Below are 13,148 nucleotides of genomic sequence, written 5' to 3'. Positions count from 1 at the left end.
AGAAAAAAGCTCATCGCAAAGAAAAAGGCGAGTAAACAATAGCGCATTGATTGACTCTTAAAACCATGAACATAATCAAAGTGTAGAGCCTAATTGCTAGGTTCGCGAATCTATAACCATTAATTATTAATGCAAAATTAGCAACAACACATTAAGGCGTGTTGTTGCTCATCCATGCATGTTTTATCAATGCATAACTCAGATAAAAAAGTAGGCATGACGATAATATTAAATACCCAAAGCTCAAGGTTAAACTGCCTGAAACATCAGCTATCCATAGCTGTAACTCAAATAAAGTCATCTTTTACCCTTGAAGCGGCAAATAGATATCAGTGATGAGGTCACACTCATCGACTTGATGCACAAAATTATGATATTCGAAAAAACAGCAATGATCGCTCGGTAGTTCACCACTTTGAGGAAGCCACTGCTGGTAAAGCCAGCGTATAGTTTGCTCCATATTATCGTGACTGCCTAAATGCCTGACTTTCGCGCAGCGCATTTGCGGAATAATCCCATTTTCGACACCAAATGCGTTATCAGCTACTTCAGCGTTTACAGAGCCACACAATTTGAAGCGAAATGCGTCTTCAGCCATGGCTTCAGGGTCGCCATTTGGCATGCCAAATGTTCGGCTCGTATTGAGTGGTGAAAGCCCGCTATTTTTTCGCCACGCAATGAATTGCCCAGCTGTTTCGAAGATGCGATTTGCAGCGCCTTTATGCTCTAAAAACGCGATGTTAGTTTGCTCAAAGTTGATAATGTCTACTTGCATGATTTGTTGCTCTATTGGTTGCGGTGAAAAATCAAATACGTCATACCAACTAGGCCAATTTGCAGCTTGTCTAAACTTTGAAGGACTTTGCTCAAACGTACGCTTAAAGGCGCGAGAAAACGCTTCAGCACTGTCAAACTTCGCTTCTAGTGCAATATCAATAATTTTAATATCGCGCTCAAACGCTAAGCGAAAAGATGCCCGCTTTAATCGCGCCAGCAAAATATACTTGCCTACATTTACACCCATAAAAACCATAAATACGCGATGAAAATGAAATTTAGATAAAGCAGCAACATCGCTAAGCACACTCACCGTTAATTCATCATCTAAGTGTTGATTGATGTAATCGCAAACCAGCGAAATACGTTGCTGTAATAGATTGCTTTGCATAAAGCGCCTATGTGTTAGTAAAACTGCAGACAAGCTTAATCATACAGCAAACGCTTTACTTGACCGAAATTGCTGTATGTTCAATGTTTTAAATCAAAGCAAGAAATTAAAGATGATGTCGTGAGGTTTGAATCTGAATCAAAGTGTATGTAAAGGGGCTTTACGGTGATGTTCGTGTTGAGAGCAACCCGACATAAAGTCGGTGCTACCGAGTAAAATACCGGTAGCAGCGAATTTATTTCGCGTCTTATATGTGAAGGTTTAACCCGACGTAAAGCCGGTGCTACCGAGCAAAAATACCAATAACAGCGAATTCACTCCTCGTCTTCTTTGTGAAGGTTTAACCCGACGTAAAGTCGGTGCTACCGAGCAAAAACACCGGTAGCAGCGAATTCATTTCGCGTCTTATTTGTGAAGGCTTAACCCGACGTAAAGTCGGTGCTACCGGGCAAAAATACCAATAACAGCGAATTTATTTCGCGTCTAATATGTGAAGGTTTAACCCGACGTAAAGCCGGTGCTACCGAGCTAAAATACCGGTAGCAGCGAATTTATTTCGCGTCTTATTTGTTAAGGCTTTTACCCGACGTAAAGTCGGTGCTACCGAGCAAAAATACCAATAACAGCGAATTCATTTCTCGTCTTCTTTGTGAAGGTTTAACCCGACATAAAGTCGGTGCTACCGAGTAAAACAACGGTAGCAGCGAATTTATTTCGCGTCTTATGAAGACTTATTTAGGCGCGATTGCAATGATCTTACTTTGATTGGCATTGCGGTCATTAATGGTTAAATAAATCTCACCATTTGGCGCCGTAACTACATCACGAATTCGACCTAGGCCTTTTAAGATAATTTCATCTTCAACCACTTTGCCGTTTTCAATTCGCAAACGGTGCAATTGCTTCTTCGCCAAACTGCCGACAAATAAGTCGCCCTGCCAGTGCTTAAACTTGTTTCCCGTATAAAAATTCATACCCGCAACAGCAATAGATGGCGTCCATTGATGCACAGGTAGTTGCATACCAGGTAAATCAGTATGTGGCGTGATAGGCGTACCATTATAGTTCATGCCATACGTCACTTTTGGCCAGCCATAGTTAGTGCCTTTGGTGATCAAATTAAGCTCGTCACCACCACGCGGACCATGCTCTGTAGACCACAGTGCTCCAGTTTTAGGGTGTAACGTTAAGCCTTGCGGGTTACGGTTGCCGTAGGTCCAGATGGTTTGTTGCGCACCTTTTTCGTTATAAAACGGGTTATCTTTTGGCACACGACCATCTTTAAAGATTCGGTGTACTTTACCGTTTTGCGTGGTGATGTCTTGCGCACCATCTTGTAGCCCTTCGTCACCATTGGTAAAGAATAAGTAATCGCCTTTAATAGCAAAACGAGATCCAAAGTGCCAACCGCGATTTTGATGATTTTCTGGTTTGGCTTCAAATAAGGTTTGCTGATCTACCCACTCACCATTTTTAATCTTTCCGCGCACAATGGCTGTAAACGCCACCTCTTGGCCTTGGCTGTTTTTACCTGCATCTTTACTATACGACAAATAAATCCAGCCATTGTTTTTGTAATCTGGATCAGGATACACATCTAACAGCCCACCTTGACGTTTATGCCATACTTTAGGCGTGCCCTTAATATGCGTTTTTTTACCGCCCTTCGTCATGTGCCAAAGCTCGCCTTCGCGTAAGGTATAAAGCAAACTGCCGTCAGGTAAAAAATCCATAGCCCAGATGATGCCATCACTGTTGGTCACTTCTTTGGTTGTCACCTTGTGGTAATCCGTATTAAACGACTTGCCCATTTGCGATTCTGGCTGTTTCGCTTGCTTTGCTTTTGCTCCTGCTTCACGAATGTATACAACCAGAGTACGAATTTGTTCTTCATTTAACGTCGCGCCAAATGCAGGCATACCTGCCGAAACAATACCGTTTTTAATGGCATTCGCCAGCGCAGTATCTGTGCCTTCAGTCATCCACTGGCTATCAATTAAAGAACCAGCCATACCACCAGTTAACTCTTGACCGTGGCACGACGCACAGGTTGTTTTAAATAGCTGTTCAACGTTCTGGTTATTAGCATGCGAGGCCACGCTCAACATACAAGCTGCACTTAACAGCGTGGTTTTAAACACTTTTTGATACATAATTTTGCTCGACGGTAGATCGTGTTTTGAATTTATTCAGTATAATGAGGCACTTTTATAATTATCGTCAAGTTGCGATAAAGGAACATGTCTGTGCGAGAAACGTTTAAATTTTCTATTTTGTCTTTGGCTCTTTTAAGTTGCGCGAGCATCAGTTTTCAAGCCTTATCAAGCGCTAATGATAAAGACATCGAAACCCTAGTCACCACCGCCAACCGCACACAAACCCAACATTTAGACTTGATTGGTAACACCAATAAAATTACCAAACAAAGCATTGAGCAAAGCAACGCAGAGCATTTAAACCAATTACTGAGCCAAGCTTCGAGCACTTGGTTAAGCCGTGGTAATGGCCAAGAATCATTATTATCGGTGCGTTCACCTATTTTAACCGGCGCAGGCTCGTGTGCTGAGTTTTTAACGCTTGAAAACGGTATTAACTTACGCGCGCCAGGCTTTTGTAACGTAAACCAATTATTCGACACCCACTTTGAGCTTGCAGATAACATCGAAGTGGTGAAAGGCGCGAATTCATCTCGCTACGGCTCAAATGCCATTCATGGCACCATCAACGTATTTAGCCCAAGTTTATATGCAACGCCTATGGTGAGCGTAGAATTAGGTGAAGATAGCTTTTATCGTGTAAATGGCCATTACAGCCAACAAACTGAAGCCCTCGATACCCTAGTGGGCTTAACACTTTCCTCAGATGGCGGCTTTCAAGATAGTTCTGGCTACGAACAACAAAAACTCTCATTGGCGGCTTCACACAGTTTAGGTGATTGGCAAACTACCCACAGAGTGACGCTGACCAATTTAGAGCAAGATACAGCGGGCTATTTGCAGCGTGGCGAAAACGCCTATCAAGATAAATCATTACTTCGCATTAATGACTTTCCAGATGCATATCGAAACAGTCTGTCGATGCGCTACGCCATGTTTAACACCTTAAATACGGCAAATGCGGTCTGGCAGGTTAATCCATATTTACGCCATACAGATATGGACTTTTTAATGCACTTTTTACCGGGCACGCCTGTCGAAGAAAACGGCCATTCGAGTATAGGTTTACAAGTACGTCGCGCAAGTAAGCTATCTGATATGTTAAGTTTAACGCTTGGCTCTGACATCGACATCACTCGCGGCTTTTTAAAACAAAACCAAGCCAACGACACCGAATCAAACTCTGCGTTTTTACGTGGCGTATTACCGCAAGGAAAGCACTATGATTATGACGTTAATGCGCTAAGTTTTGCCACTTACGCTCAGCTCGACGCCAAAATCACAGACGAGCACAATGCCTTTGCAGCACTGCGTTACGATAACACCGACTACGATTATCAAAACAATCTAAGCACAGGTAATTTAAAAGACGATGGCACAGCCTGTGGCTTCGGGGGATGTCGTTATACTCGCCCTGCAAGTCAAAGTAATCAATTTGACGATATCAGTTATGCACTTGGCTACAGTTATAAAATTGATAAAAAAACACGGCTATTCGCCAAACATGATCAAAGCTTTAGAGCTCCCCATACTAGCGAATTATATCGCCTTCAGAACGGTCAGCTCACCAGCGATGTAAAAAGTGTCAAAGCCAGACAAACTGAAGCCGGTGTTCGATATGTAGATAAAGATCTATTTGCTGAGCTCTCGGTTTATCATTTAAAGAAAAAAGACGGCATTTACCAAGACGCCGACCGCCAATATTTAAATGGCCTAGATACCGAACACCAGGGCATCGAGTTTACACTTAACCGCCAAGTAACGCATACCATTAGTACTAAGCTGGCCTTTAGCTATAGCGAGCACACTTATTTAAATAACCCAACTAATGGTGCTCAAATCAAGGGCAACGACATAGATACCGCGCCAAAACTATTACTTAACCTGCAGATCAATTGGCAAGTTACACCGACTATCATGGCTCAGTTAGAACGCCAGCAAATAGATGACTACTTTTTAGATGCAGCCAATACACAAAGCTATGCTGGCCATAAAATTTATAACCTTCGAGCAGATTGGCAGATCAAACCTCAGTTAAGCGCGTCATTTGCGATGATGAACCTCACAGACGAGCGCTACGCAGAGCGTGCCGATTTTGCCTTTGGCAATCACCGCTACTTTGTTGGTGAACCGAGAAACATAAGCTTAAAGTTAAAATACGCTTTTTAAAGCGATGATTTAGCCCTAAGTTCAACGGTGGACTCAAGCAAAGCGTTTTCGTGTGAGTCCACTTTCTAAAAGGCAGTGATAGTTGAAATCTATTCTGACTATTGAGGAATAAAACTCATAGTCCAATTTGTTTCCCAACTTTTCCCCTCATCAAATGAAAATGCTTGCGCCCATTTAGGGTTATTTGGCGTGCTAGCGTCCCACTGAAATCTTACTTTGGTTTTTCTACCCTTGATAACTTCATCGGCATAGAAAAGGCCAATGTTATTTTTAAACGAACCGACCACAGGCGTATCCACCTTATCTGGGAAGCGACCATCTAACCACCAAATAGACCAACGTCCAGTTTGAGCATTAAATGCTCTCATTGCCACAGCACGAAAAGCACCATCAGGAAAGTACAAAAGGTTATCTTCAACGTTCCCTGCTCCACCTAAAATGTGTGAAGTTGAAGAAAGCCCTTCAAATTCAACCCAACGCTTGTCTTCGCTAAACATATTGTCTAGGCGCTTATGATGCACACGCCAGTTGCCTATGACAAAATCAAAATCCTGCGCCCCTGATACACAGGCTTGCGAAACTGAACCATTTTTACTCGCTTGTTGCTCTGTCATTTGTTGCTCCATCAAATAATTAAATTGCAAGTTGGCACTTTGAAAACTGATAAAAGCACCAATAATGAGTAGCTTATTAAATTAAGTGACATTTTGTGTCATATTTAATATATGAAAAGAGCAAAGACCCAAAGCCACCTTGAAAGGCTAGACAAATTAGCAAGCATGCTAAAGTCCGAAGACTTTCTGACCACGAAAGATTTATCAGACGCTTTGAATGTATCGACACGTACGCTATTTCGCGATCTCAATATTCTCAAAGCGCGTGGTATGCCAATTGATACTGACAAAGGCAGAGGCGGTGGTGTGAGGCTTCATCGGCAATGGGGACTTGGCAAAATTAATCTCACCACAAGTGAAACGATAGATTTACTGATCAGTATCGCCATTTGCGAAAAGATGAACTCGCCTTTGTTTATGAAAAGCTTACACTCTATTCGCTACAAATTATTGGCTTTGTTGTCTCCAGATCAAAAAGCCAATATTAAAGCACTGAGAAATCGCGTGCTCATTGGTAGTTCAGCCTCACCGCAAGTTCATGCCTCTTATGAACAATCACAGTTTCCTGAATGCCATGCGTTAAGTGCTGCATTTTTATATCAGCAACCAATCAACATCAGCTATATAGATGAAAAAAAGACGGTCACCGAGCGACTAATAGAACCCCACTATTTATACTTTAACTACCCGGTATGGTATGTATTTGCGTGGGATCATCTAAGGCAAGATTATCGCACTTTTCGAATTGACCGCATTCAAGATTCAAACGTCATAGAAGAAACATTTGTTTTGCGGCCTTTCGTTGAATTTTCACACCTAATCGCAACCGACAGCCCAATATTACTGTAAGCATAGTGCTTTAGTTAGACTTTGCACCGCTAGCCGAAATATTCAAAAAGAATGTTGAAAAGTGTTTAAATCCGTACCTTTAAGCATACATTTTCGCGCAACTTAACAACAGTTTATTACCCCTCATCCCTCTAAGCTAAACGCTCATTTCATCAAGGGATATAAAAAATGTCAGTCAAATTGTTTTCTCGTACACCCATTGCAACCGCACTTTTCGCCACCCTAGTTCTAAGCGGGTGCTCTATTGACAAAGATACGCGCACCGAACTGCAAAAAGCCGAAGGCGTTTGGAATAAAACCGCTTACGGCGCCGTTTTAGACATTCAAGATAACAAGGTAAGTGCGTATGAATACAATACATTTGCTTGTATTAAAGTGAATCAATTAAGTCATGAACAAGCCAATAAAGAATTCATCGCTGAACTTAAATCGACCGATACTGCATTAAGTTTGCGAGAGAAAGGCGAAATTCATGCCCAAACCTATACCACAAATAAAACCCTACCAGCACTGTGTAATACACCGATTAATGTCACTGAAAACGCAAGTCCAAACCAAGTTTTTGAGTATTTTTGGCATGCCTTTAACGACTACTATGCCTTCTTTGAGTTAAGAGGCGTTGATTGGTCACAACAATATGTAAAATTTAAACCCCAAATTAGTGACGACATGACTGACGAAGCACTATTTAGCACACTCACGGCGATGGTTGCCCCATTAAAAGACGGACACGTGAATATCTGGGCCAAAGATGCCAACTTTTATGTCGGTAAAGATAGCCCTTTTATGAAAGCGGCAGTCGGTATTCAAGGAAACTTTTTAAGAGCAGGCGAGCAAACCAGTTTAGATGACGTATTTAATACCATGCTTAGTCATTATACTGAAATTAGCAAAGCTTACTTACAACCTGACAGCATGTCGCAATTTCCTGCGCAGAGTGATTTTCCGACCTTACTTTGGGGCAAAACCGCTGACAACGTCGGGGTTATTGTACTCAATAACTTAGAGAGCTTTAGCGAAACCGAAGATGCCACCGCCGAAGTGCAACTGACAGCTGCAGAAACATTACTCGATAAAGTAATGGCGCAATTAAAAGACACTGATGGCCTCATTTTAGATATACGTAATAATCAAGGTGGACACGACGCCATCGCCCTAGAAGTTGCCAACTATTTTGCAGATAAAACCGTACTCGCAGTTAATAAACAAGCAGTGACACCTGCTGGCATGGGCGTACCAGTTAGATATCAAGTGCTTAAAAATGACAGCGCTTATACGAACCCAGTTTACTTACTAACCAGTCAAATGACTGTCAGTGCAGGTGAAGTGCTGGCTATGACTTTAGAACAGTTCGACCATGTTCATACTGTTGGCGAACCAACCTCAGGCGCACTGTCTGACATATTAACGTTTACGCTGCCAAATGGCTGGGAGATCGGCCTTTCAAACGAGGTGTATCGCAACGCTCAAGGCAAAGCATTTGAATTAACAGGTATTGAGCCTAAGCATGCACAGAGCGCCTTCTCAGTTCATTCATTCGACGAAGCACGCTTTTCAAGTTATGACTTTGCGCTTGAGCAACTGAACAAACACACTCACCCACCACTTGCAGTAGACGAATTCGAAACCGCACTTGAGCAATTACAAACCAAAGGCAATATTCCTAGCATCGCAGTGGGCGTAATTCATGACGGCAAAGTGGTTTATCAAAATGGTTTTGGGATCGCAGATGAAAGCGGTACCCCAGTGACAGCAGATAGTCGCTTTTACCTTGCTTCAGTCAGTAAAACTCTGCTGGGTGCCACACTGGCTCATGCAGAAGGTCAAGGGCAGATTAAATTAGATAAAAACATCGCGCCACTACTGCCGTTTTCAATTGATAACCCGATATCTGATAAGCCCATTACCCTTAGACATTTGATCACCCACAGCAGTGGTATTCTCGACAATAACGCCGTCTATTTGTGTAGCTACTATTTACGTGACAACCATAGCAGTTTAATGAACTTATTGGCACAGAATAACAACTGCCCGCAAGAAATTGACCCAGATATGCCTCGCTTTTTCGAAAATTATTTGTCAGCACAAGGTGACTATTATTTTAATAAAAACTTTAGCAGCCAATATGGACTCACACCGGGTGATGCCTCTATTTATTCAAATGTTGGCGCAGCACTGGCGGGCTTTGTACTTGAACAAGATAGTCAGCAAAGCCTACCTAGCTTGAGCCAAAAAACGGTGTTTGATCCGCTCGATATGCACAACACAGAATGGGCCATCGACAAACCTCAAAAGCCCATTGTTCAGCGAGCTGGATTTAGCCCACAAACCGGTGAATTATTCACTCTGCCCGATTACGGCTCTGTCACATACAGCGATGGTAATGCAGTCTCTAGCGTGAAAGACTTGAGTCAGTTTTTGCTTGCCAGTATCCATGAAGGCAAAATCGGTGATGAACAAATACTTGACCAAAACGCCGTTAAAAACATGCTATCGATACAATATGATCCTGCACAAACCGTGCTCCACCATGGATACTTTTGGAATATCGACCAGCAGTTTATTTCTCATGGCGGCACCGACTTTGGTGTTCGAAATAAAATATTTGCCGACCTAAAACGTAAAAACGGCTTTGTTTTATTGACCAACGCCGATGCTTTTAACGAAAACAGTGAACAAACATTTACTGAAATAGAAGCGTTAGTAAGAACCTTTGCTAATGGTTATGAAGAATAGATAGAAATACTATTTAAATAGAGCGTAAAGCCCCTTTACGCTCTTTATACCTGATATAAAAAGTTAATTAATCGGCTCGTATCTAGTCGGTAGAGCACTAAATTGCAGCCAAGTGTCGCTTTTCATCCAGCGTTTCTTTTTTGGAATTTCAATTACAAACTCATCGTCTGTTTTGTATGTTTTGGTTTTGCCTTTGCTGTCTTTTACAGAGATGGTCGAAGGGGCATCAAAGGTGAATTTGATTTCGTCCATGCTCGGGACGAACATAGAGAATCCGCCTGCCATTTGTTCAGCAAAGTTATTTACGTCATCAAGTAGCAAAAACACTTCTGAGTATTTCAGCTCTTTGCTTTCTATCGGCTTTAAGCTCATCGTGATGGCTATACCAACATCGTCTTTACTGTAATTTGAATGGAGTAAAGTTTTATCTGCATCCGTCTGTGACAAAATTGGTAGGCCAATATTTCCTTCTTCATCAAAGGTCGCTTCAGCTAGCACTTTACCTTCTTGCTCTAACCAAACTTTCACATCACTCTGTTGAATATCTGGGTTGTTAATTTTAAGCTTAAATAGAGAGCTAAAGTATTGTGACTTTGCTTGATTAGTCGCCATATCACGATATTGATTCATTTTTCCATATTCAATACTGCGCCCTTCGGCGTAACTAAAATGGCTAAAAAAAGAGCAGCTAATTAATACGCTTGCTGCAAATACTGTTAATAATTTCATTATTATGCTTCCTTGGTAGTTATGAGAATAATTGACCAAGATGCGTACAGAAAAGTTCAAAAGGATTTTTAAAGATTTTGATTTTTATAAAAAATAGAGGGCAATAAAGCGATGTTTGCCATCGCTTTATTAAAAGAAAGAGAGAAATAAATTAAGACTTAACGGCCATCCAAATCGCTGTTGCTACAACTAAGGCTGCAGCGCCCAAAATGCCGAGCCAAGCTGTCGACTTGCTCTCTTTTGCAGGCTGCTCAGGTGAACTGTCAGAAGCTGGCGCATCATTTTGCTGAGGACTGTCTGAGCTTTCATTATTTTTTAACTCACTCTCAGCTTTGCTTTCTTCTGCAACAGGCGCTGTGCTTGCAGGCGCTTCTGACGCTGGGGCCGCTCCAACTTCTTCTGCTTGCTCTGTGACTTCGGTAAGCTCTAATTGCCACTGATAGCCTCTTTTTGAAAAGGTTTTAATGGCATCGTTACCAAAAATGGCACGTAAGTGACTGATGTTCTGAAAGACGACTTGTTCAGACACGGTTTTATCAGGCCAAACCGTTTCTAAGAGCTCTGCTTTAGACAGAATTCTATCGTTATTCAAAATAAAGAACTTGAGCATATTCGCAGCTCTGTCTTTTAGCTTAATAACCTTTCCGTGGCGGGTAAGGATTTTGTGTTCACAATCGAACTGGAAAATCTGAAAACTAAACTTCATGTTTTTTAAGAAATAATTAACAACAGGTTAAGAGTAAAGGAATGAAGCGCTGAGGTAAAGCCCCTCTCTGTAAAGGGGCGTTACAATATGATTTTATTTCATGGAGTTGTACTTTTTTGTAGCTAGATATCCACACGGCGATGTAAATAATGCAACGCCCAATAAATGCCACGCTAAATTAAAGCCTTGGTGCATCTCTAAAATGCTCAGCCCTAATTGAGATAAGTGATAGCTTGGCAATGCCCATGCGAACCACTGTAGTGCTTCAGGAAACATAGTAATAGGTAGCCATAAACCAGAAAGCATCGAAATGGGTAAGTAAATCAGATTAACAAGCGCGGGAGCCGATTTGGCTGAAAAACTTAAGCCCATCACTAAGCCAAGCATGCAAAATGGTAAAGTGCCTACCAGCGCTAATGCATATACTTGACCCCACTTAAGTAGCGACATACTCACGCCTGCGAATAAAACGGCAAAACTAGAAAGAAGAATAAATATCAAGGTCGAAAACAACAAAGCCGTAAAAGTTTTACCCATTAAGTACTGACTAGCTGGCATAGGCGATAGTTGTTTCAACGCCAATAAGCCTTGCTCTCTATCCGTTGCGACATTGACCCCAAAATTAAATAAAGCGGGGCCCATCACCCCAAAAATTATGTAATTTATCAGCAAATAGCTACTGGTTTTTTCATCTCCCATAGCGACACCAAAAAACAAGTAAAAGGCGCATGGAAACGCTAAGGTCGGGATCACAAAGCCTAAGTTTCTAAATACACTTTTAGAGTCGCACCACGCTTCTTGTTTGAGGCTATATAAACTTATGCTACTCATGCTGCTTGCTCCTTGGCTGATTTGTCTGATGCTGAATTTACTGGTGTTTTATTTTCATGTTCAGCGGATTCTGTGAGTGAAATAAAGGTTTGCTCTAACGATGAAGGTTTAACGCTGAGTAAGTCGCAGCTAAGCCCATTTGCAAATGCTTGCTTTAACAGTATGTTTGGTGATTTACATCGAGTTGCAGCCTTACCCTCATTTACCAGCCACGACCACTCAGGTAATAAAGCCGAGAGTTCAGACTCATTCAGTTCACAAGCAAAGCTCACTTCACTTAGCTGCATATTGTGACTTAAGTCACTTGGCGAGCCCTGTGCGATGATCTTTCCCTCATTTAAAATGAATAACTCATCGCTTAGGGCTTCAGCTTCTTCCATATAATGCGTGGTTAAAACCACCGTTTTGCCCTGTGCTTTTAATTGTCGAATGGTTTGCCACATTTGTTGACGGGCATTTACGTCCATTGCCAAGCTAGGCTCATCTAAAAATACCAGTTGTGGGTCGCCAATAATGGCAATGGCAAACAGCAAACGTTGCTTCAAGCCACCTGATAATTTGCTAAATGGTGTATTTTCATGGGCATTTAAGTCACTCAAACGCAGTGCTTTAGAGACAGGCATTGGGGACTGATAGTAGCTCGCGAATAGATTGAGTTGTTCAAGTACAGTCAAATTCGCAGGTAAACTGCCGATTTGTAGCATAGCGCCTACTTTAGCTTTCGCAGCACCAGAACCCGCTTTATTACCCAGTACTTCAACGCTACCTTGTGACGCTTTTAAACGCCCGAGTAACAAATTAATCAACGTTGTTTTACCTGCGCCATTGGCACCTAAAAATCCGTAAACTCGGCCTGCTTTTAATGAGAAATCTAAACCTTTAAGGACGGATTTGTCACCATAGCTATGGTGTAAGTTGTTAACCGAAACCACTGCTGAATTAGTCATAGTTCACCTCAGTGTTTCTTGATTTACTATAAAACGGCTTACCGCGATTGTATTTATAAGTGCTTAATGCGAATGCGATTAAACTATATGCCATACCTAAAACTGCCCACATGATGCTTTCCATAACCAATTCCTCAGTGCGAGATTAACTTTGATAGGTTTAGTATGCCTAAAGGCGTGAAACGTTTTCAGTGAGGTTTGTCATTGATAGATATGACAAGTGTCATAAAGGAGGAGCAAGCA

General features: G+C 41.8%; 10 protein-coding genes. 3 read left to right on the top strand and 7 right to left on the bottom strand.

Going from position 1 to position 13,148, the window contains the following annotated elements; all coding sequences use genetic code 11:
• Window positions 1-304: 304 nt before the first annotated feature.
• On the bottom strand, window positions 305-1,168 hold the full coding sequence (locus AC1HJP_RS01065) for an AraC family transcriptional regulator (protein WP_480359768.1): 864 nt from the start codon (window positions 1,166-1,168) through the stop codon (window positions 305-307).
• 731 nt (window positions 1,169-1,899) lie between these two features.
• Complete coding sequence (locus AC1HJP_RS01060; protein WP_480359766.1) at window positions 1,900-3,321, bottom strand: PQQ-dependent sugar dehydrogenase; 1,422 nt, start codon at window positions 3,319-3,321, stop codon at window positions 1,900-1,902.
• Between the two features lie 93 nt (window positions 3,322-3,414).
• On the opposite strand from AC1HJP_RS01060, the gene AC1HJP_RS01055 reads away from it, so the two are divergent.
• On the top strand, window positions 3,415-5,493 hold the full coding sequence (locus AC1HJP_RS01055) for a TonB-dependent receptor (RefSeq protein WP_480359765.1): 2,079 nt from the start codon (window positions 3,415-3,417) through the stop codon (window positions 5,491-5,493).
• 98 nt (window positions 5,494-5,591) lie between these two features.
• On the opposite strand, the gene AC1HJP_RS01050 is transcribed toward AC1HJP_RS01055, so the two are convergent.
• On the bottom strand, window positions 5,592-6,107 hold the full coding sequence (locus AC1HJP_RS01050; protein WP_480359764.1) for a DUF1579 domain-containing protein: 516 nt from the start codon (window positions 6,105-6,107) through the stop codon (window positions 5,592-5,594).
• A 111-nt stretch (window positions 6,108-6,218) separates the two neighbouring features.
• Between AC1HJP_RS01050 and AC1HJP_RS01045 the strand changes: the two genes are divergently transcribed.
• Window positions 6,219-6,956 carry a helix-turn-helix transcriptional regulator gene (locus AC1HJP_RS01045; protein ID WP_480359763.1) on the top strand — a complete coding sequence of 246 codons (738 nt, stop codon included), beginning with the start codon at window positions 6,219-6,221 and terminating at the stop codon, window positions 6,954-6,956.
• A gap of 168 nt (window positions 6,957-7,124) precedes the next feature.
• On the top strand, window positions 7,125-9,692 hold the full coding sequence (locus AC1HJP_RS01040; RefSeq protein WP_480359762.1) for a serine hydrolase: 2,568 nt from the start codon (window positions 7,125-7,127) through the stop codon (window positions 9,690-9,692).
• A gap of 63 nt (window positions 9,693-9,755) precedes the next feature.
• Here the strand turns inward: AC1HJP_RS01040 and AC1HJP_RS01035 are convergent, their stop codons facing one another.
• The 4 genes from AC1HJP_RS01035 to AC1HJP_RS01020 form a co-directional block, all read right to left on the bottom strand.
• On the bottom strand, window positions 9,756-10,421 hold the full coding sequence (locus AC1HJP_RS01035; protein ID WP_480359761.1) for a DUF2987 domain-containing protein: 666 nt from the start codon (window positions 10,419-10,421) through the stop codon (window positions 9,756-9,758).
• A gap of 151 nt (window positions 10,422-10,572) precedes the next feature.
• The gene (locus tag AC1HJP_RS01030) at window positions 10,573-11,031 is read right to left on the bottom strand and encodes a winged helix-turn-helix domain-containing protein (protein ID WP_480359760.1); all 459 of its coding nucleotides are present in this window, start codon (window positions 11,029-11,031) and stop codon (window positions 10,573-10,575) included.
• 189 nt (window positions 11,032-11,220) lie between these two features.
• Window positions 11,221-11,958, bottom strand: coding sequence for an ABC transporter permease (locus AC1HJP_RS01025; protein WP_480359759.1), 738 nt, complete (start codon window positions 11,956-11,958; stop codon window positions 11,221-11,223).
• The gene (locus AC1HJP_RS01020) at window positions 11,955-12,905 is read right to left on the bottom strand and encodes an ABC transporter ATP-binding protein (RefSeq protein WP_480359758.1); all 951 of its coding nucleotides are present in this window, start codon (window positions 12,903-12,905) and stop codon (window positions 11,955-11,957) included. The genes AC1HJP_RS01025 and AC1HJP_RS01020 overlap by 4 nt, the downstream gene beginning before the upstream one ends.
• Between the last annotated feature and the right edge of the window lie 243 nt (window positions 12,906-13,148).

Source organism: Pseudoalteromonas sp. NFXS53 (genome assembly GCF_056629255.1).
This window is presented reverse-complemented; position numbering and strand designations above follow the sequence as displayed.

Coding starts and splice junctions, on each gene's coding strand:
- AC1HJP_RS01050 (WP_480359764.1), bottom strand. CDS start 6,107: ATGACAGAGCAACAAGCGAGTAAAAATGGTTCAGTTTCGCAAGCCTGT.
- AC1HJP_RS01045 (WP_480359763.1), top strand. CDS start 6,219: ATGAAAAGAGCAAAGACCCAAAGCCACCTTGAAAGGCTAGACAAATTA.
- AC1HJP_RS01035 (WP_480359761.1), bottom strand. CDS start 10,421: ATGAAATTATTAACAGTATTTGCAGCAAGCGTATTAATTAGCTGCTCT.
- AC1HJP_RS01040 (WP_480359762.1), top strand. CDS start 7,125: ATGTCAGTCAAATTGTTTTCTCGTACACCCATTGCAACCGCACTTTTC.
- AC1HJP_RS01025 (WP_480359759.1), bottom strand. CDS start 11,958: ATGAGTAGCATAAGTTTATATAGCCTCAAACAAGAAGCGTGGTGCGAC.
- AC1HJP_RS01060 (WP_480359766.1), bottom strand. CDS start 3,321: ATGTATCAAAAAGTGTTTAAAACCACGCTGTTAAGTGCAGCTTGTATG.
- AC1HJP_RS01065 (WP_480359768.1), bottom strand. CDS start 1,168: ATGCAAAGCAATCTATTACAGCAACGTATTTCGCTGGTTTGCGATTAC.
- AC1HJP_RS01020 (WP_480359758.1), bottom strand. CDS start 12,905: ATGACTAATTCAGCAGTGGTTTCGGTTAACAACTTACACCATAGCTAT.
- AC1HJP_RS01030 (WP_480359760.1), bottom strand. CDS start 11,031: ATGCTCAAGTTCTTTATTTTGAATAACGATAGAATTCTGTCTAAAGCA.